Here is a 17484-nt window from a genome sequence, read left to right as displayed (position 1 = left end):
AGGTTCTCATCGCTTGCCAACGCTGGTGTTCTAGTACAGGATGGCAAGGGTGGGAACGTCATCTGCGGAGATCGCTGCCGAGCTGCGGGCGCAGATATTTGCTGGAGAATTGCGGCCCGGGGAGATGCTTCCTTCTGCCAGGGAGATCACTGGTACGTGGAATGTCGCAATTGCAACGGCCAGTCGTGTGCACGCACTACTGCGATCCGAGGGACTGGCGACACCGGTGCCCGGTGTCGGAACGGTCGTCGCGACAACGGCACCAGGGGCAAGGGGTGGGCGCAGCTCACGAGACGCACCCCAGCACCCACAACGGCGGCAGCATGTGCAGCGTCCGGTGCCGGAAGCAGATGATGCCGTTGCGGAACGCATCGTAACTGCCGCTGTTTCCATCGCCGATGTCGAGGGTATTGACTCGCTTTCGATGCGGAGGGTCGCGAATGTGGTCCATATGGGGTCGGCCACGCTATATCGGTTCTACCCGAGCCAGGAACATCTGCTTTTCGCGATGATGGATCGTGCGCTTCGCGATTGGTCTGCGGGTGATGAAGTCGGGACCTGGCGTGAAGATCTGATCCGCGGACATCGAGAGCTGTGGCGAGTGTTCCGACGGCATCCGTGGCTTGCTCCGCAGCTTTCCGTCACACGCCCGCAATTAGTGCCCGCAGCACTCGTCTTCGCAGAGTGGGTGATTCGAACACTCACTCGGGCGGGTATCAGTGCCGAAGAAGCGATGGAGACGCACATTCTGCTCTTCACGCAGGCGCGAGGCACGGCAATTTTGCTCGAGCCCGAAACAGAGGCAGAATCTATCACCGGTGTCGATGCAGATACCTGGATCGATGAGCGTATCGACAAACTCGAGCAACTCAGTTCGAATGAGAACCACGCCGCGCTGAAATCCTTGATCGGCTCGGGTTATGCCCTCGATCTTGATCGTGCCTATGAGCGCGGTCTGGCGCTTATGGTGGACGGGATCTTTTCCCGTCTCGCGCGAACCCGCTGAGCGTCGAATGAGGTCACGATTCGCTCGAGGTCAATGACGCTGTGCGGGAGTGAGAGAATCCGTCGATCAGTGCTGTCAGGCCGAAATCGAATTCCCGGTCGCGTTCAGGAACGCTCGCATTGCCGACCTCTGCGGTTTGCTCCTCCAGTACGACACCGACGGTGTATCGGCTGACCGCGATGAGCATGCTGATGGCTGTCTGTTCATCGAATCCCTGAGACACGAGAAGCCCGACTTGCTGACCGGAAGCCTCAGCTCCTTCGTCGGTGTCGTCGCCGGATGGTCTGCGGTGGTGCTCAGCGTGGAGACGCGCACCGTCACGGACCGCGTGTAGTGCGTGGCGGAAACTTCTTGCGTTTCGCAAGAGAAATGCGTCCCATTTCTCGTCGGACTCGGGGAAGGAAGCGTGATGCTCTCGGTCAAGCACGTCGCTCGCCAGCGCTGCGAGGAGTTCGGCCTTCGTGCGGAAGTGCCAGTAGAGGCCGGGCTGCTGTACCTGTAAGTGAGCCGCCAGCGCGCGAGTGGTGAAGCCATCGAGCCCAGTCTCGTCGAGCACCTGCCGGGCCCCGAGCAACACGGACGTGCGGTCGAGACGCTTCCGGTGGTGAGTCATAGTTGCACTTTATCATCGATAACTTTATCTTAGATAAAGTGACTGCTCGCTACTCTCATTGTGGAATCCTGACAGCCGTGCTCATCACGGCGACCCTCGATGCTGCAGGGCTGGGCCTCGTGATGCCGATCTTGCCTACCCTTCTCGACCAGGTCGGTGCCCCCGACGACATGATCCCACTGCACGTCGGACTACTGACAGCGCTCTATGCGATCATGCAGTTTCTTTGCGCCCCGATCCTTGGCCGACTCTCTGACCGTTTCGGACGCCGCCGCGTGCTTGTCGCCTCCCTCGCAGGCGCGACGATCGACTACCTCGTGCTCGCACTGACGGACACGCTGTGGGTCTTTTACCTCGCCCGCGCGGTTGCAGGCATTACCGGCGCCACGAACGCCGTCACCGCGACGGTGATCGCCGACATTACTCCGCCGGATCAGCGCGCAAAACGCTACGGGTGGCTCGGCGCATGCTACGGCGGTGGCATGATCGCGGGTCCCGCCATTGGCGGTCTTTTCGGCGGGGTCTCACCGCATCTGCCATTCCTCGTCGCCGCCGCGCTCGCCGGAATCACCCTCGTACTCAGCGCGAGTCTTCTGCGTGAGACGCGGCCACCGGGCAGCAACGGCTCGCACGCACAGCAACCCGGTACGGCGAAGCGAACCGCAGTGCCGGGGATGCTTATCCTTCTCGCAGTCTTCGGCATCGTGCAGTTCATCGGCCAAGCACCAGGCTCCACCTGGGTGCTCTTCACGCAGCAGCGCCTCGACTGGAACCCCGTCGAAGTCGGCGTTTCGCTATCCATCTTCGGAATGGTGCAAGTATTCGTGCAGGCGGCACTGACCGGACGCATCGTGTCCCGGATCGGCGAGACCCGGGCGATCCTCGTCGGTATCGCCGCAGACGCCATTGGGCTCATCGGCCTTGCCCTCATCGCCAGCACATGGGCGATGCTACCGATCCTCGCAGCGCTCGGACTCGGCAGCATCACGTTGCCCGCACTGCAGACGCTGCTCTCGAGACGCGCGCCCGAGCAGCAGCAGGGACGCCTGCAGGGAACACTTGCAAGCCTGAACAGCCTCACCTCGATCATCGGCCCGGTCACCTTCACCGGCATTTTCGCACTCACCCGAACGAATGCAGACGGCACCCTCTGGATCTGCGCCGCAGCGCTCTACGTTCTCTGCGCCCTCCTGATGATCCGTGAGACATGCGCCTCACGGCGATCTCGATAACCGCGCTAAGGTGCCATCCCGATGCGACGGGATCGCTCTGCCACCAGTCAAGTCTCCCGTAGCCGGTATGAGCTGACAAGCACGGATATGGTGACTCGCTCGGGCAGGTCGTCGTCCGAGACCTCTGCCGGGGTGATGTGCCGCGCACTCGGCGTCATTCCGAGCAGATCGCGAGCCGTTTGCGGTTCAATCTCTGCGATGTAGCCGACGTGTTGATCTCGCTCCTGTTCGAAGAACGGTGCCAGGGCGTCATGCAGGCGTTGCTCCTTGGAAACATCGATAGTCACCGAGTCGGGCACATCGCGGCGCAACTCGGCCAGGTGGTCGACCGTCGGACGCACCACGATCAGGCTGCCGTTCGGGCGGAGGACCCGGTGAAACTCGCCGGGGTTGCGCGGAGCGAACATGTTCAGCACAGCATCCACCGACTGGTCGGCCAACGGATACGGGCGGAACACGTCCCAGCTCGCTGCGGCTGCTCGCTCGTGGACGCGCGCAGCGACCCGCAGCGCACGCACCGAGGAGTCAAGCCCCAGGCCGCGAGCCCCGGTCACTTTGTCGAGCGCACCGGCGAGGTAGTAGCCGGTACCACAGCCAACATCGAGAACTATGCCATCACGAGGGATCGTATGAGACACCATCGTCGAGACGGCCCGGCGTATCGGCTCGTAGGCGCCGGTCGCGAGGAAACGTTCTCGAGCTTGGATCATCGGCGCATCATCCCCGCTGATCGCATTAGTCCCAGACAGTAGGCTGACGTAGCCGTGCCGAGCGATGTTGAAGGTGTGTCGCTGACGACAACGCAGTGCCCCCGGTGTCAGTTCGAGGCGACCGGCGCAGATCGGGCACCGGAGTGAGTCACGGATAGCGCTGAGGCCAGGTGCGGCCAGGGCTGACATGATGGTCTACCTCTCTTCGGTCGAACGACGGTGTCAAAGACGATCTCGGCCTTCTGGGGGCGAGACAACGACTCTCACACAGTCATCGGCGGTCTTGTGGGATCCGGAGTTGGAAAGTTGGTTGAAGTCTTAGGAGCCGTCTTGCACATTTACGGGTACAGGACTGCCTTACACGGGGTATCCGTAGCGAAGTAGCAAGATGATTCCGGACGCAATCGCGAAGACGAGAAACGTCAAAGCAATCCAGGGGCATGCCCAGCGGCTGGTCGCATACGTACCACGCTTCAGAGGTGGAAACATGGTGACGAGACCGGCGACTTGAACAACAGCGAGCACAAGGTAGGACCAGTCTTCGAATATCCATGCCAGGGGAATAAAATGCAACGCCACACATATCCCGATCCACCACCCGTACCAGCGAGTCAATCCCCGCCGGGCGAGAAAAATACATCCGACACCGATGAGCACAGCTTCAGCAAGAACAATGAGACCAAACACCCAATAGCGACCCTCGAGAGCAGTTGGTGTTGTCCAATTGCGCCATACGAGGAGCCCGGCAGCTATCGCGATAAGCATTCCCAGCACTGAACCCGTACCGAGGGCGCCTCGGAGCCGAGGTTTGGGGTCTTCCTGGGACCACCCGAGCCATGCAGCGGCCATCATGGACAACCAGGCGACCGCGAATGCTTGATCTCGTAAGAAATCCGTTAGCATGTATCTCCTCGTACACCACGGCGCCGTGAAATGTCGGTGTATCCAATTGTGTCACACGAAGTTGCCCGATCTCTTGCTCGACCGTCGCGCAGTTCAATTCGGGACAAGCTGATTTAGATATTCGACGAGCCCGTACCCGCGGGCGACTTCGTGCTCTGTTAGATAGTGCGAGGGCGAATAGCTAGCGAGCACGAACACGGTCAGCTGTTTGTGGAATCATTCGCTGGCAAGAGTCGTTCGCGTAGCTGTTCATTCAGCATCACCTCTTTGCGCTTCATCAGCGGCGTGAATGGACAATGTGGCGGCCACATCGACCGATGAGGGACCTCCGGGAAAACCGGCCTGGGAGATGATCACAGCCCCGAAAACGGCGCTCCAAAAGGTTTTCGTGGCGCGGTCGATGTCTTGGTCTATCGTCCAGTGCTGCTCCCATAGCTTTCTTACTAAGAACTGCTCTGACTGGCGAAACAGGACATTGAGTCCAGCTTCAACTTCTGGCTGCAGCGTGGGGTTCCCGCGCGCGAGTGCGAGGGCGCTCACTACAACCGTTATTGACGGCATGGTCAGAGCAGTTCGGGCAAGGACTCGCTTCATGGCATCCGGCGTGCTGGCTCTACGCCCGGCTTTCTGCAGCCGCTCCGTATCTCGCAGAAGCAACCCGAATGCGACATCAACGTACAGTGCATCCTTGGACCCAAAGTGATGAGTGATCTGGTTGGGATACACCCCAGCCGCCTTTGCCAACTCGCTCATTGTGACCTCTACAAACTTGCGGTCTGTGAAGAGCGTCATTGCTGCGGCACGAATTCTACGGCGCGTGCCCGCTCCTCGCACCACTTGCTTGCGCTGGTTCTTATCGCTCACGCATCAATTGTATGTGATACAGTTCAACTTGATCATCATACAAGTTAGGGAGAGTCTTGATGCGAATTGCAATGACGGGGTACGGGGCGGTAACCCCGCTGGGGGCTGATGTAGAAGCCCTGTGGTCCGGGTTGCTTGAGGGGCGCTCTGGCATTTGTGAACTCGACGGCCTCGGCGACACATGGGCCAGTCTCCCGGTGCGTGTCGCCGCTCCGGTAACGACTGATCTCGAAGTGGTGCTCAGTCGCGTTCGCGCACGGCAGCTTGACCGCAGCCAGCAGTTAGCGCTTGCTGCGACCAGAGAGGCATGGCTTGATGCAGGCCTTTGCGACATAGACCCCGAACGTCTGGCTGTCGCAGTGGGCACTGGTGTTGGTGGCGTAGAGACACTCCTTGAGCAGGATGACGTGCTCGAGAGCCGGGGTGCGCGTCGTGTTTCTCCACGCGCCGTGCCCATGCTGATGCCCAACGGTGCCTCGGCTCAGATCAGTATCGAGTACTCCGCGAAGGCCGGTGTGTACACTCCGTCTTCGGCCTGCGCATCCGGAGCCGAGGCTATCGCCTTGGGAGCACGACTCATCGAGGCTGGCGAGGCGGATGCGGTAATTGCAGGTGGTGTTGAAGCGGCAATCACCCCGCTTACTCTGGCGGGCTTCGCGCAAGCGCAAGCGCTCGCGAAGCCCGACGGCGGCGACGTCACGTGTCTTTCCCGCCCATTCGACGCCAACCGTAGAGGCTTCGTGCTGGGTGAGGGTGCCGGGATCGTGATCCTTGAGAGTGAGAGGCACGCTGCCGCACGCGGTGCCCGCGTCCACGCCTGGCTCGCCGGTTGGGGCATCACCGCGGACGCGCACCACATCACCGGCACCGAACCAAGCGGACATGGGCAGGTCCGCGCCATTCGCAAGGCACTCACAGTGGGTGATCTCACGGTGAACGACATTGACCATGTGAATGCCCACGCGACCGGGACAGTCGTCGGGGATCGCGCTGAAGCACAGGCGCTCGTTGAAGTTTTTGGGGAAGACATCAACGTCACCGCCCCGAAGGGTGCGCTCGGGCACTTGGTCGGAGGGGCGGGAGCCGTCGAAGCGATCATCACGGCACGAACCATTGAATCAGGGATCATTCCCGCGACTGCCAACCTTCAAAGTATTGATCCCGAGATTCATCTTGACGTGGTCACGGAGGCTCTCCGCACTCGGGTCGGGGCAGCGGTCAGCAACTCCTTTGGGTTCGGCGGACAGAATGTGACGCTCGCAATCTGCTCAGCATAGAACCATTCCTCCGAGGCAATCTTATGCTTTGCGGGGGCCGCACATGATGGAAGAGAGGTAGCCGATTCCTGCGAGGAGGTGGAGAGCTGCTCCGATGACGCAGAATGCTTGACCGGCGACGCCGAATAGATGGAGGTTCGGGATCGCTCCGAGTCCGACGAGCAGAATGCCTGCCATCAGGACGGCCGTGCGAATCTTTCCGATCCATGACACTTCGGGAGCATGGCTGGGGCGGACCATCAGGTAGGTCACACCCAGCGCTACATCTACCGCTGCGATGCCGAGCGCAACCCAGATGGAAACGTGGCCAGCCATGACAAGTGCCAATGCGATCACGGCCACACCGATACGATCAGCGACCGGGTCGAGCACGGCACCGGTCTTGCTGGTCTGGCCGAGCTTGCGGGCGAGGGCGCCGTCGACCCAATCACTAGCCCCGAAGATCGCCAGGAGTACCACGGCGAGCACTGGTCGCGAGCCGTCCACGAGGAGGACCGCGACCGGGGCGACGAGCGCAAACCAGAGCAGCGTGACGGCGTTGGGGATCGTCGCCCAGTCGCGAGGGCGCTTGCTGTCTGTGGTGCGATTCATGGGTGGACTCTCTTTCGGTAGCGAATAAGCAGCCAGCCCGTCACGACAATGGCGAGGACTGCCAGAGTTGGGAGTGTGAATTGTTCGACGGCGTCAAGGAGGGCGCTCCCGACGGCTCTGTTGCAAAAATCGTGAAGCTTGAGCATGCTTGGCGGAGATTGGACGGACGGAACGATGACGGATTTCAAGTGGCGCCATTTCCAGGGTGATGTGATCCTGTGGGCGGTGCGCTGGTATTGTCGCTATCCGATCAGCTATCGCGACCTTGAGGAAATGCTGGCGGAACGCGGCATTTCGGTCGACCATACGACGATCTATCGCTGGGTCCAGTGCTACGCCCCGGAGATGGAGAAGCGGCTGCGCTGGTTCTGGCGGCGTGGCTTTGATCCGAGCTGGCGCCTGGATGAAACCTACGTCAAGGTGCGGGGCAAGTGGACCTACCTGTACCGGGCAGTCGACAAGCGGGGCGACACGATCGATTTCTACCTGTCGCCGACCCGCAGCGCCAAGGCAGCGAAGCGGTTCCTGGGCAAGGCCCTGCGAGGCCTGAAGCACTGGGAAAAGCCTGCCACGCTCAATACCGACAAAGCGCCGAGCTATGGTGCAGCGATCACCGAATTGAAGCGCGAAGGAAAGCTGGACCGGGAGACGGCCCACCGGCAGGTGAAGTATCTCAATAACGTGATCGAGGCCGATCACGGAAAGCTCAAGATACTGATCAAGCCGGTGCGCGGTTTCAAATCGATCCCCACGGCCTATGCCACGATCAAGGGATTCGAAGTCATGCGAGCCCTGCGCAAAGGACAGGCTCGCCCCTGGTGCCTGCAGCCCGGCATCAGGGGCGAGGTGCGCCTTGTGGAGAGAGCTTTTGGCATTGGGCCCTCGGCGCTGACGGAGGCCATGGGCATGCTCAACCACCATTTCGCAGCAGCCGCCTGATCGGCGCAGAGCGACAGCCTACCTCTGACTGCCGCCAATCTTTGCAACAGAGCCGTAGGCGGCGCGGGCGCCGAAGACGACTGCTGCAACGATGAATACCCAGTTCAGCCGCTGGATGAAGATCGCCATGGCGCAGAGGAAAACGGTGAAGCCCCACGTCCAGAGGGCTTCGCGCCCGCGGGCGGAGGGAGAGGCGTTCGCGAGCGTGTTCATGCGGTCCCTCGCAGCGACGTGATCATTTCAACCCCCTTGTTGAAAACGATTCGACAACGGCAGTGTCATCGTCGGTCACGGTCATTGTCAAGGGCGCGGTCACGGTCAATGCACTGGCGGCCCGGGAATCCGATGGTGCGCACCGTGGCGGTTTTCGCCGTCGCGTGCGCCTGAGGCGTTCTTGAAGCGCCAGAGTGATCCCCACCGCTCGAGCCTCGGGCGGATCGTCGGAAGGTGAGGCATTCGACAGGGCGGCGGACTATCATGCTCGGCCCGAAATGCCGTATTGTTGATCTTCGGGCGTGTCGCCAATCGACGTGTACCCGCGTCGTGACGCGCCCCGCGGCCCCGGCCGCGACGCATCCGATGAACGTAGAGGACAGACGGAGGATATGGCGAAGAAAGACGGCGTCATCGAAATGGAGGGCACGGTCATCGAGGCCCTCCCCAACGCGATGTTCCGCGTGGAGCTGAAGAACGGCCACGTCGTTCTCGGTCACATCGCGGGGAAGATGCGACAGCACTACATCCGGATCCTCCCCGAGGACCGGGTCGTCGTCGAACTGAGCCCCTACGACCTCTCCCGAGGCCGTATCGTCTACCGCTACAAGTAAGAACCGACACTTCCGCCCCTCGGGGCGGTGGAGGAACCACCATGAAGGTCAAGCCGAGTGTCAAGAAGATCTGTGACAAGTGCAAGGTGATCCGTCGCCACGGCAATGTCATGGTCATCTGCGACAACCCCAGGCACAAGCAGCGTCAGGGCTGAGACCCGCCGCGCAATAGGGGGCGCCTAGCCCCGCAGCATCGCGTCCACCGCCGCAAGGCGACCCCCGGTTCGGAGGCCGGGGCCGGGTGGCTCACCCGGAAGATGCGATGACGACCTCCGAGGAACAACTGGAGCACCAACAACATGGCACGTATTGCCGGTGTCGACCTCCCCCGCGAGAAGCGCATGGAGATCGCGCTCACCTACATCTACGGAATCGGCCGCACCCGCGCCGCCGAGACCCTCGCCGCCACGGGCGTCAGCCCGGACGTGCGCGTCAAGGACGCAACCGAAGAGGATCTCGTCAAGCTGCGCGAATACATCGACGCGAACTTCAAGGTCGAGGGCGACCTCCGCCGCGAAGTTCAGGCCGATATCCGCCGCAAGATTGAAATCGGCTCTTACCAGGGCCTTCGTCACCGTCGTGGCCTGCCGGTCCACGGTCAGCGCACCAAGACCAACGCGCGCACCCGCAAGGGCCCCAAGCGCACCGTCGCAGGCAAGAAGAAGGCCAAGTAAGGCCTCGGGACAGGCGTTCGCGCCCCTCCCTTCAACGACTGAAGAAGGAACTGTAAAGCAACATGGCAGCTGCAAAGACCTCGCGCTCCGGTGCCGCTCGCAAGCCGCGCCGCAAGCTCTCCAAGAACGTCACTCACGGTCACGCGTACATCAAGTCGACGTTCAACAACACGATCGTGTCCCTGACCGACACGACCGGTGCCGTCATCGCCTGGGCCTCCTCCGGCCAGGTCGGCTTCAAGGGCTCCCGCAAGTCCACCCCCTTCGCCGCTCAGCTCGCGGCCGAGGCGGCGGCTCGTCGCGCCCAGGAGCACGGCATGAAGAAGGTCGACGTCTTCGTCAAGGGCCCCGGCTCCGGCCGTGAGACCGCGATCCGCTCCCTCCAGGCCGCGGGCCTCGAGGTCGGCTCGATCCAGGACGTCACCCCGCAGGCTCACAACGGCGCCCGCCCCCCGAAGCGCCGCCGCGTCTGATCCGTCGCATCGGGCAGGCCGCTTCGCCCTCGGCGCCCAGGGGCATCCGCGAGGAACCCCACGGGCAGCCGGGTGAACGCCCGCCCCACGTCCGAGTCGGCCGATCGGCAGGCTCGCACCCCCTGTCCCGCGAAGGCGGGAACGACTGTCCGGCGTCATATGGCGGGCGCCGGGAAGAAAGGACCACGACGTGCTCATTGCAGAGCGACCCATCCTCACCGAGGAGAAGGTCAGCGAATTCCGCTCGCGCTTCACGCTCGAGCCCCTCGAGCCCGGATTCGGCTACACCCTGGGCAACTCCCTTCGTCGCACCCTCCTGTCGTCGATCCCCGGCGCGGCGGTCACCTCGATCCGCATCGACGGCGTCGCGCACGAGTTCCGCACGATCGAAGGCGTGAAGGAGGATGTCGCTGAGATCATCCTCAACATCAAGCAGATCGTCCTCTCCTCGGAGATGGACGAGCCTGTCGTGATGTATCTGCGCAAGGCTGGCCCCGGCGAGGTTCTCGCCGGCGACATCCAGCCCCCGGCCGGCGTGGAGATCCACAACCCGGAGCTCCACCTCGCCACCCTGAACGACAAGGGCAGGATCGAGATCGAACTGACCGTCGAGCGCGGGCGCGGCTACGTGTCCGCCGCTCAGAACAAGGACCCGCAGGCCGAGCTCTCGCGGATCCCGATCGACTCGATCTACTCGCCCGTCGTCAAGGTGACCTACAAGGTCGAGGCGACCCGTGTCGAGCAGCGCACCGACTTCGATCGCCTCGTCATCGACGTGGAGACGAAGCCGGCGATCACGCCGCGCGACGCCCTCGCTTCCGCGGGTAAGACCCTCGTCGAGCTCTTCGGCCTCATGCGCGAGCTCAACGAGGAAGCCGAAGGCATCGAGGTCGGACCGTCGACGACGGATGCGACCCTCGCCGCGGACCTCGCCCTGCCGATCGAGAGCCTCAACCTGCAGTCGCGTTCGTACAACGCCCTGCGTCGTCGCGGGATCCTCACCGTGGGCGAGCTCGTCGCCCACTCCGAGGCCGATCTTCTCGACATCCGCAACTTCGGAACGAAGTCGATCGAAGAGATCAAGGACGCGCTCGCCGCGCTCGGCATGACCCTCAAGGATTCCGTCATGCCGTCCTTCGACGAGCCGGACTCCGGATCGATCCAGTTCAGCGACGAACAGTCCATCTGACCCCGAGCGTCCGATGGACGCGAATAATCCGTAGGAGACACAATGCCCACTCCCAAGAAGGGCGCCCGCCTGGGCGGCAGCCCGGCGCACCAGAAGCTGATCCTCGCGAACCTCGCGACCCAGCTCATCGAGCACCGCGCGATCACCACGACCGAGGCCAAGGCCAAGCTTCTCCAGCCCTACTTCGAGAAGCTCGTCACCAAGGCCAAGCGCGGCGACATGCACGCCCGTCGCACGGTCGCCAAGAAGATCACCTCGAAGGAAGCCGTCTACCTGCTCTTCGACGAGATCGCTCCGGCGATCGACTCCGAGCGTCAGGGCGGCTACACCCGTCTGATCCGCGTCGGCAACCGCAAGGGCGACAACGCCCCTCTCATGCGCGTCGAGATCGTCCTCGAGAAGCTTGAGAAGAAGGCGGTCGTAAAGGCCGCTGAGACCACCGCCGCCAAGGCCGCGGAGAAGGTCGAGGAGGCTCCGGTCGAGGAAGCGGCTGAGGCTCCCGTCGAGGAGGCCGCCGTCGAGGAGACTGCCGAGGCCGAGAAGGCCGAGTGATCGACCCGCGTCCGGCTCGATGCGCGCGCGTCGAGCCGGACGCGATGATCCGCTGATCGCCCGTGAGGGCGGACGAGGGCGGGGAGGGAATGTTTCCCTCCCCGCCCTTTCGTCGTGTCTCGCGGAAGGGGGCGTCGGCGCAGTCCCTACTTCGCAAGAGCGGCGTCAGATGGAGAGGGCGAATGTTACGGTCGCCGGGAAAGGGAGTTCGAACGAGAGAGGGTGAATCCCGTGGAGCAAATGATCGAGGTGAATCTCAGTCCCCGGTTGGTGGCTGATTACTTCATCGCTCGGGATGATGAGCGCGCGGATCCGGACGTGACTCAGATGAGGCTGGATAAGCTCATGTATTTCGCGCAGGCAAGTTACCTGGCGGAGACCGGCATCGCCTCTTCGATTTCGCCATCTTCGCTTTTGAGCACGGCCCCGTCATTTCCTCGATCTACGAGGAATTCCGTCCCTTCGGGCGCTCCACCATCGCGGTGAAGGACGACGACATCGCGTCACTTGCAAAGGATCGGTGTCGTGATTTACCGCCGAACACCCTCCGCTTCCTTGACGCGGTGTGGAACAAGTACGGTGAATTCTCCGCAAGCGAATTGCGTCGGATGTCCCATGATGATGCGCCGTGGCTGAATGCCTATGACCGGGCGTCCCGATACTGCCCGATGGATGACGAGGCGATTCGCGACTATTACCGCAGCGATGCCAAGCGCCGGGATCTTGTTCACTGCGAGACCGTCTGGTTCGTCCATGAGCAGGTCTGGAGCGAACTCGAGGCCCTGGATGCCGCTTTCTGACGAATCATGCACGGTTCCGTGGGTGCGGGTAGAGCGCCTCGGCGCGACCCGTTTGCTCTTCACCGTCAAGGCGGCGAGGGCGCTGATCTGCGGCGAGCGCGTTCCTCGGTAGAGGTGATGCAAGAGCTCTCGGCTTCGGACGCTCGCCTCGCGGGATGCAGACGCCGATAGCATGGGGGCATGTCCGAACTCATGACCCTCGCCATCGATTGCGGCGGGGGCGGCATCAAGGGATCCGTCCTCGATCCGCGCGGGACGATGGTCGCCAAGCCCCTCAGGGTGCCGACCCCCTATCCGCTGCCGCCGTCGTTGCTCGTGGAAACCGTCGTCGGGCTCTCCGAGCGCCTGCCCGCGGCGGACCGCGTGACGATGGGCATGCCGGGAATGATCCGGCACGGCGTCGTCATCGCGACGCCCCACTACATCACGAGATCCGGCCCGCGCTCCAAGGTCGTGCCCGAACTGGTCGAGGAGTGGAAGAACTTCGACATGGGCCGGGCGATCGGCCGCGCCCTCGGCCTGCCGACGAAGGTGTGGAACGACGCGGAGGTCGCCGGCACCGGGGTGATCACGGGCACCGGACTTGAAATGATCATCACCCTGGGCACAGGGCTGGGCAACGCCGTCTTCGACGCGGGCGCCCTCGCCCCGCACGTCGAGGTCTCGCAGGGCTTCGTCCGGTGGGGCCTCACCTACGACGACTACATCGGCGAGCATGAGCGTCTCCGTCTCGGCGACGCCCACTGGTCGCGGCGGGTGCGCCGCATCGTCGACGGCCTGCGCCCGATGTACATGTGGGACCGCCTCTACATCGGGGGCGGCAACTCGAAGCGCATCACCGCCGCGAACCGGGCGAGGCTGGGCGACGACGTCGTCATCGTCCCGAATGACGCGGGGATCATCGGGGGAGTGCGCGCGTGGGAGAAGTGACGACCGCGGTGATCGCGGGGGACGAGGGCGGGGCTCCGGCCGCCCAGGGGGAGGCGAAGAGCCTGCGCGTCCGGCTCGACCTCGCCTATGACGGCACGGACTTCCACGGCTGGGCGGCCCAACCGGGGTTGAGGACCGTGCAGGGCGAGATCGAGTCCGCGCTCTCCCTTGTTCTTCGGGGGCCAGTCGTTTTGACGGTGGCGGGGCGCACCGACGCGGGCGTCCACGCCCGGCATCAGGTCGCGCACATGGACGTCCCGGTGGAGGCGTGGCGCGCCCTCGCGCCGCGCCGGGCTCAGGCGGGCGACGGGGCTGCGATCGGCGAGGGCCTGGTGCGAAGGCTCAACGCTCTGCTGGGGCAGGCGCGCGCCCGCTGGGCGCGCGCGCACGGCCTGCGTGAGCCTCGCGGGTCCTCGGATGCGGTGATCGTGAGCGCGACCCCGGTCAGCGCCGCCTTTGACGCGCGCTTCTCCGCCCTCGGCAGGCGCTACTGCTACCGGCTGGCCGACGGGGCGCCCGATCCTCAGCGGCGCCGCGATGTGCTGAGCGCGCCCGGGGAGCTGGACACGGAGGCGATGAACGCCGGCGCGGCCTTCCTCCTCGGGGAGCACGACTTCCTCTCCTACTGCCGCCCCCGCGAGGGCGCGACGACGATCCGGACCCTGACGCGCTTCGAGTTCACGCGCGCGGAGCGCATCATCGAATGCCGCGTGGAGGCGGACGCCTTCTGCCACTCGATGGTCCGTTCGCTCGTCGGGGCGGCCCTCGAGGTCGGGCGTGGCAGGCGCGCGCCCGAGTGGATGGCCGAGCTCCTGGCGGGCCGCAGCAGGAGCTCGGCGGCGCCGATCGCGCCCGCGCGCGGACTGAGCCTCGAGGGCGTCGACTACCCGCCCGAGGCGCAATGGGCGGCGAGGGCCCTGCGGGCGCGCGCCCGCAGGGATGAAGTAGGGGGCTGTTGCGGCTGATCCGCGCGGCCGCGAGGGCGCGCGTCGGTCATGCGGCTCCGCGCCCCGTCCTCGTCCCCGAAGCGCCTCTGAGTGATCCGACACAGTGCCCACGGCGCTTTGACCGGTCGGGCGCGCCCCGGATAGACTGAACAACGCTGTGCGTCAGCAGCTCCTTCGGTGTCTCCCACTCGCCGTCGAGCAGCGGCCGACGCCTCGCGCGAACCGTTTCATCGTGAGCGCGGATCGAACATCAGGTCCGCAGCTCCATGACCGACAAGAATTGAAGGTTACGCCCGTGCGCACCTATTCACCCAAGCCCGGGGACGCGGACAAGAAGTGGTACGTCATCGACGCCACCGACGTCGTCCTCGGCCGCCTGGCGGCCCAGGTCGCCGCCATTCTCCGTGGGAAGCACAAGCCGACGTTCGCCCCTCACATGGACATGGGCGACAACGTCATCATCATCAATGCGGACAAGGTCGTTCTGACCGGTAAGAAGCTCGAGCAGAAGATGGCGTACCGCCACTCCGGGCGTCCCGGTGGTCTGACCGCGACCTCCTACCGCGACCTCATGGCCAAGGCGCCTGAGCGCGCGGTCGAGAAGGCCGTCCGCGGCATGCTTCCCCACAACAGCCTCGGCCGCGCGCAGTTCAAGAAGCTGCACGTCTACGTCGGCGCTGAGCACCCGCACGCCGGCCAGTCGCCGGTTCCCTACGAGATCACCCAGGTGGCCCAGTGAGCGCCTCGCGCCGCTGAGCACCGACATAAGCACTGAGGAGAACCGTGGCTGAGACCACCGAAATCGTCGAGCTGGATGAGGAGAACGCCCCCAGCTCGTACACGACCGAGACCGAGACGGCGCCCGCCGGCGCCGGCCAGTCCATCACCGCGCCCGGCGCGGGCCTGGGCCGCCGCAAGGAGGCCGTCGCCCGCGTTCGCCTGGTTCCCGGAACCGGCGAGTGGAAGATCAACGGTCGCACCCTTGAGGATTACTTCCCGAACAAGCTCCACCAGCAGCTCGTGAAGTCGCCCTTCGTCCTTCTCGACCTCGAAGGCCGTTTCGACGTCATCGCCCGCATCAACGGCGGCGGCATCTCCGGCCAGGCCGGTGCGCTGCGCCTCGGCATCGCGCGCGCCCTCAACGAGATCGACCGCGAGGCCAACCGCCCCGCGCTCAAGAAGGCGGGCTTCCTCACCCGTGACGCCCGCGTCATCGAGCGCAAGAAGGCCGGCCTCAAGAAGGCCCGCAAGGCCCCGCAGTACTCGAAGCGCTGATCGTCGCTCCGGACTGCACGTCGCCGCGGCCCCGCTCCTCGGATTCACGAGGGCGGGGCCGCGGCGCGTTGGCGTGCGGACGGGGCGCAGGCGCCCGCGCCTCCACCCGTGGTCCGTCGCCGGTGCCCGAATGCGCCGGGAGGCGAGCCGTGGGCCCTTCGACCGCTTTCGGACCGGGCCGAGTAGGCTGTCCTCAGTGCTCGGCCACGGATCGTGTCCGGATTCGACGACGGGAAGGAACCTTCATGGCGAGAATGTTCGGAACCGACGGCGTGCGCGGGCTCGCGAACGACCTGCTCACCCCGGCACTGGCCGTTCAACTCGGCCAGGCGGCAGCACGGGTCCTCACGCGGGACAACCCCTCGGGCATCCGCTCGCGCACCGGACGGCCGCGGGCGATCGTCGGCCGCGACACGCGCGCGAGCGGCGAGTTCCTCGACCACGCGATCAGCGCCGGCCTCGCCTCCTCGGGCGTGGACGTGACCCGCGTCGGGATCCTCCCGACGCCGGCGATCGCCCACCTCACGGCGACGCAGAACATCGATCTCGGGGTCGTCATCTCCGCCTCGCACAACCCCTTCCAGGACAACGGCATCAAGTTCTTCGCCCGCGGCGGCTACAAGCTCGACGATGCGCTCGAGGACGAGATCGAAGCCCTCCTCGGCAGGGTCGAAGACCTGCCGACCGGTGCGGGCGTCGGCCGCGTCATCAAGGGCGAGACCGTCGCCGACCAGAACTACGTCAACCACCTCGTCGATTCCGTCGCGACCGACCTGTCGGGCCTGCGCATCGTGGTCGATGCGGCGAATGGCGCGGCCTCCTTCGTGGGACCGGCCGCGCTGCGCGCCGCCGGCGCCGAGGTCATCGTCATCAACGCCTCCCCGGACGGCCTCAACATCAATGCGCACTGCGGCTCGACCCACCCCGAGCAGCTCCAGAACTATGTCGTCTCGACGCACGCGGACATGGGCGTCGCCTACGACGGGGATGCGGACCGCTGCCTCGCGGTCGATGCGGAGGGCAACCTCGTCGACGGCGATCAGATCATGGGCCTCCTCGCCGTCGGCATGAAGGAGGACGGGACGCTCGGCTCGGACACGCTCGTCGTGACCGTCATGTCGAATCTCGGTCTGATCCTCGCGATGAAGGAGCACGGCATCCGCACCGTCCAGACCGGCGTCGGCGACCGTTACGTGCTGGAGAAGATGCTTCAGGGCGGCTACACGCTCGGCGGCGAGCAATCGGGTCACGTCATCGACACGATCCATGCGACGACCGGCGACGGCGTCCTCACCTCTTTGCGGGTCGCCGCGCGGATGAAGCGCACCGGCAAGTCCCTCGCCGAGCTGGCCTCCATCGTCTCGCGCCTCCCGCAGACCCTCATCAACGTCAAGGGGGTCGACAAGGCCTCGGCCGGCACGAACGCGGCGGTGCAGGCGGCTGTCGTCCGGGCCGAAGAGGAGCTCGGCGAGACCGGTCGCGTCCTCCTGCGCCCCTCGGGCACCGAGCCGCTCGTACGCGTCATGGTCGAGGCGGCGACTCAGGAGCAGGCGGATTCGGTCGCACAGGCCCTCGCGGATGTGGTCAAGGAGAATCTGGCTCTCTGAAACCCCTCACGACGACGAGATGCGGCTGCGCACCCGAACAGGGTGCGCAGCCGCTCCGTGCTCCGGGGCCCTCGG

At 64.6% G+C, this 17484-nt stretch carries 20 protein-coding genes and 3 pseudogenes; 17 read left to right on the top strand and 6 right to left on the bottom strand.

What is annotated here, in order from left to right:
- Positions 1–40: 40 nt before the first annotated feature.
- Positions 41–238, top strand: a pseudogene (locus HD592_RS12690) (GntR family transcriptional regulator); the annotation flags it as partial.
- A 99-nt stretch (positions 239–337) separates the two neighbouring features.
- Entirely contained in the window at positions 338–1006 is a 669-nt protein-coding gene (locus tag HD592_RS12225; RefSeq protein ID WP_235362322.1) for a TetR/AcrR family transcriptional regulator, read from the top strand.
- A gap of 13 nt (positions 1007–1019) precedes the next feature.
- Here the strand turns inward: HD592_RS12225 and HD592_RS09640 are convergent, their stop codons facing one another.
- Positions 1020–1619, bottom strand: a complete 600-nt coding sequence (locus HD592_RS09640) for a TetR/AcrR family transcriptional regulator C-terminal domain-containing protein (RefSeq protein ID WP_010889966.1) — start codon at positions 1617–1619, stop codon at positions 1020–1022.
- 77 nt (positions 1620–1696) lie between these two features.
- Between HD592_RS09640 and tet(Z) the strand changes: the two genes are divergently transcribed.
- Positions 1697–2851: a tetracycline efflux MFS transporter Tet(Z) gene (gene tet(Z) / locus HD592_RS09635; protein ID WP_010889965.1), complete on the top strand. Its 1155-nt coding sequence runs from the start codon at positions 1697–1699 to the stop codon at positions 2849–2851.
- Positions 2852–2898: 47 nt separating this feature from the next.
- On the opposite strand, the gene HD592_RS09630 is transcribed toward tet(Z), so the two are convergent.
- From HD592_RS09630 to HD592_RS12505, 3 genes and pseudogenes are all read right to left on the bottom strand, one after another.
- Positions 2899–3561: a methyltransferase domain-containing protein gene (locus HD592_RS09630; protein ID WP_197077863.1), complete on the bottom strand. Its 663-nt coding sequence runs from the start codon at positions 3559–3561 to the stop codon at positions 2899–2901.
- A 48-nt stretch (positions 3562–3609) separates the two neighbouring features.
- Positions 3610–3750, bottom strand: a pseudogene (locus tag HD592_RS12685) (putative RNA methyltransferase); the annotation flags it as partial.
- 963 nt (positions 3751–4713) lie between these two features.
- A complete protein-coding gene (locus tag HD592_RS12505) occupies positions 4714–5328 on the bottom strand; it encodes a TetR/AcrR family transcriptional regulator (RefSeq protein WP_049620400.1) in 615 nt (204 codons plus the stop codon).
- Positions 5329–5387: 59 nt separating this feature from the next.
- Here HD592_RS12505 and HD592_RS09620 point away from each other — a divergent pair, with 59 nt between their 5' ends.
- The gene (locus tag HD592_RS09620; protein WP_197077862.1) at positions 5388–6605 is read left to right on the top strand and encodes a beta-ketoacyl-[acyl-carrier-protein] synthase family protein; all 1218 of its coding nucleotides are present in this window, start codon (positions 5388–5390) and stop codon (positions 6603–6605) included.
- Positions 6606–6626: 21 nt separating this feature from the next.
- On the opposite strand, the gene HD592_RS09615 is transcribed toward HD592_RS09620, so the two are convergent.
- On the bottom strand, positions 6627–7196 hold the full coding sequence (locus tag HD592_RS09615) for a CDP-alcohol phosphatidyltransferase family protein (RefSeq protein WP_184453693.1): 570 nt from the start codon (positions 7194–7196) through the stop codon (positions 6627–6629).
- 174 nt (positions 7197–7370) lie between these two features.
- Here HD592_RS09615 and HD592_RS09610 point away from each other — a divergent pair, with 174 nt between their 5' ends.
- Positions 7371–8135, top strand: coding sequence for an IS6-like element IS6100 family transposase (locus HD592_RS09610; RefSeq protein WP_001389365.1), 765 nt, complete (start codon positions 7371–7373; stop codon positions 8133–8135).
- 18 nt (positions 8136–8153) lie between these two features.
- Here the strand turns inward: HD592_RS09610 and HD592_RS09605 are convergent, their stop codons facing one another.
- Positions 8154–8348, bottom strand: coding sequence for a hypothetical protein (locus HD592_RS09605; RefSeq protein WP_184453691.1), 195 nt, complete (start codon positions 8346–8348; stop codon positions 8154–8156).
- Between the two features lie 392 nt (positions 8349–8740).
- Here HD592_RS09605 and infA point away from each other — a divergent pair, with 392 nt between their 5' ends.
- The 12 genes and pseudogenes from infA to glmM all read left to right on the top strand — a co-directional run bounded on the left by infA (position 8741) and on the right by glmM (position 17409).
- Positions 8741–8962: a translation initiation factor IF-1 gene (gene infA, locus HD592_RS09600; RefSeq protein ID WP_073982359.1), complete on the top strand. Its 222-nt coding sequence runs from the start codon at positions 8741–8743 to the stop codon at positions 8960–8962.
- A gap of 41 nt (positions 8963–9003) precedes the next feature.
- The gene (gene rpmJ / locus HD592_RS09595; protein ID WP_003790577.1) at positions 9004–9117 is read left to right on the top strand and encodes a 50S ribosomal protein L36; all 114 of its coding nucleotides are present in this window, start codon (positions 9004–9006) and stop codon (positions 9115–9117) included.
- Positions 9118–9261: 144 nt separating this feature from the next.
- Positions 9262–9636: a 30S ribosomal protein S13 gene (gene rpsM / locus HD592_RS09590; RefSeq protein ID WP_184453689.1), complete on the top strand. Its 375-nt coding sequence runs from the start codon at positions 9262–9264 to the stop codon at positions 9634–9636.
- Positions 9637–9698: 62 nt separating this feature from the next.
- On the top strand, positions 9699–10109 hold the full coding sequence (gene rpsK, locus HD592_RS09585; RefSeq protein ID WP_154476244.1) for a 30S ribosomal protein S11: 411 nt from the start codon (positions 9699–9701) through the stop codon (positions 10107–10109).
- A gap of 190 nt (positions 10110–10299) precedes the next feature.
- Positions 10300–11298, top strand: a complete 999-nt coding sequence (locus HD592_RS09580; RefSeq protein WP_184453687.1) for a DNA-directed RNA polymerase subunit alpha — start codon at positions 10300–10302, stop codon at positions 11296–11298.
- Between the two features lie 42 nt (positions 11299–11340).
- Positions 11341–11850, top strand: coding sequence for a 50S ribosomal protein L17 (rplQ, locus tag HD592_RS09575; RefSeq protein WP_184453685.1), 510 nt, complete (start codon positions 11341–11343; stop codon positions 11848–11850).
- 401 nt (positions 11851–12251) lie between these two features.
- Positions 12252–12650: pseudogene (locus HD592_RS09570) on the top strand (Panacea domain-containing protein); the annotation flags it as partial.
- Positions 12651–12830: 180 nt separating this feature from the next.
- A complete protein-coding gene (locus tag HD592_RS09565) occupies positions 12831–13580 on the top strand; it encodes an ROK family protein (protein WP_184453683.1) in 750 nt (249 codons plus the stop codon).
- A gap of 11 nt (positions 13581–13591) precedes the next feature.
- Positions 13592–14545 (top strand): tRNA pseudouridine(38-40) synthase TruA, encoded by a 954-nt coding sequence (truA, locus tag HD592_RS09560; RefSeq protein ID WP_184454626.1) that lies wholly within the window; start codon positions 13592–13594, stop codon positions 14543–14545.
- Positions 14546–14822: 277 nt separating this feature from the next.
- Complete coding sequence (gene rplM, locus HD592_RS09555; protein ID WP_115726760.1) at positions 14823–15266, top strand: 50S ribosomal protein L13; 444 nt, start codon at positions 14823–14825, stop codon at positions 15264–15266.
- A 44-nt stretch (positions 15267–15310) separates the two neighbouring features.
- Positions 15311–15802, top strand: a complete 492-nt coding sequence (gene rpsI, locus HD592_RS09550) for a 30S ribosomal protein S9 (RefSeq protein WP_184453681.1) — start codon at positions 15311–15313, stop codon at positions 15800–15802.
- Positions 15803–16047: 245 nt separating this feature from the next.
- A complete protein-coding gene (glmM, locus tag HD592_RS09545; RefSeq protein ID WP_184453680.1) occupies positions 16048–17409 on the top strand; it encodes a phosphoglucosamine mutase in 1362 nt (453 codons plus the stop codon).
- Positions 17410–17484: the final 75 nt, after the last annotated feature.

Source organism: Schaalia hyovaginalis (genome assembly GCF_014208035.1).
GTDB classification, from domain to species: Bacteria; Actinomycetota; Actinomycetes; order Actinomycetales; family Actinomycetaceae; genus Pauljensenia; species Pauljensenia hyovaginalis.
The sequence above is the reverse complement of the archived record's forward strand: the minus strand, read 5'-3'. Positions and strand labels throughout refer to the sequence as shown.

What these genes read in the sequence shown, in the direction of transcription:
- HD592_RS09640 (WP_010889966.1), bottom strand. Translation starts at nt 1,619, where the DNA reads ATGACTCACCACCGGAAGCGTCTCGACCGCACGTCCGTGTTGCTCGGG.
- HD592_RS09630 (WP_197077863.1), bottom strand. Translation starts at nt 3,561, where the DNA reads ATGATCCAAGCTCGAGAACGTTTCCTCGCGACCGGCGCCTACGAGCCG.
- HD592_RS09620 (WP_197077862.1), top strand. Translation starts at nt 5,388, where the DNA reads ATGCGAATTGCAATGACGGGGTACGGGGCGGTAACCCCGCTGGGGGCT.
- HD592_RS09615 (WP_184453693.1), bottom strand. Translation starts at nt 7,196, where the DNA reads ATGAATCGCACCACAGACAGCAAGCGCCCTCGCGACTGGGCGACGATC.
- HD592_RS09610 (WP_001389365.1), top strand. Translation starts at nt 7,371, where the DNA reads ATGACGGATTTCAAGTGGCGCCATTTCCAGGGTGATGTGATCCTGTGG.
- HD592_RS09605 (WP_184453691.1), bottom strand. Translation starts at nt 8,348, where the DNA reads ATGAACACGCTCGCGAACGCCTCTCCCTCCGCCCGCGGGCGCGAAGCC.
- infA (WP_073982359.1), top strand. Translation starts at nt 8,741, where the DNA reads ATGGCGAAGAAAGACGGCGTCATCGAAATGGAGGGCACGGTCATCGAG.
- rpmJ (WP_003790577.1), top strand. Translation starts at nt 9,004, where the DNA reads ATGAAGGTCAAGCCGAGTGTCAAGAAGATCTGTGACAAGTGCAAGGTG.
- rpsM (WP_184453689.1), top strand. Translation starts at nt 9,262, where the DNA reads ATGGCACGTATTGCCGGTGTCGACCTCCCCCGCGAGAAGCGCATGGAG.
- rpsK (WP_154476244.1), top strand. Translation starts at nt 9,699, where the DNA reads ATGGCAGCTGCAAAGACCTCGCGCTCCGGTGCCGCTCGCAAGCCGCGC.
- rplQ (WP_184453685.1), top strand. Translation starts at nt 11,341, where the DNA reads ATGCCCACTCCCAAGAAGGGCGCCCGCCTGGGCGGCAGCCCGGCGCAC.
- HD592_RS09565 (WP_184453683.1), top strand. Translation starts at nt 12,831, where the DNA reads ATGTCCGAACTCATGACCCTCGCCATCGATTGCGGCGGGGGCGGCATC.
- glmM (WP_184453680.1), top strand. Translation starts at nt 16,048, where the DNA reads ATGGCGAGAATGTTCGGAACCGACGGCGTGCGCGGGCTCGCGAACGAC.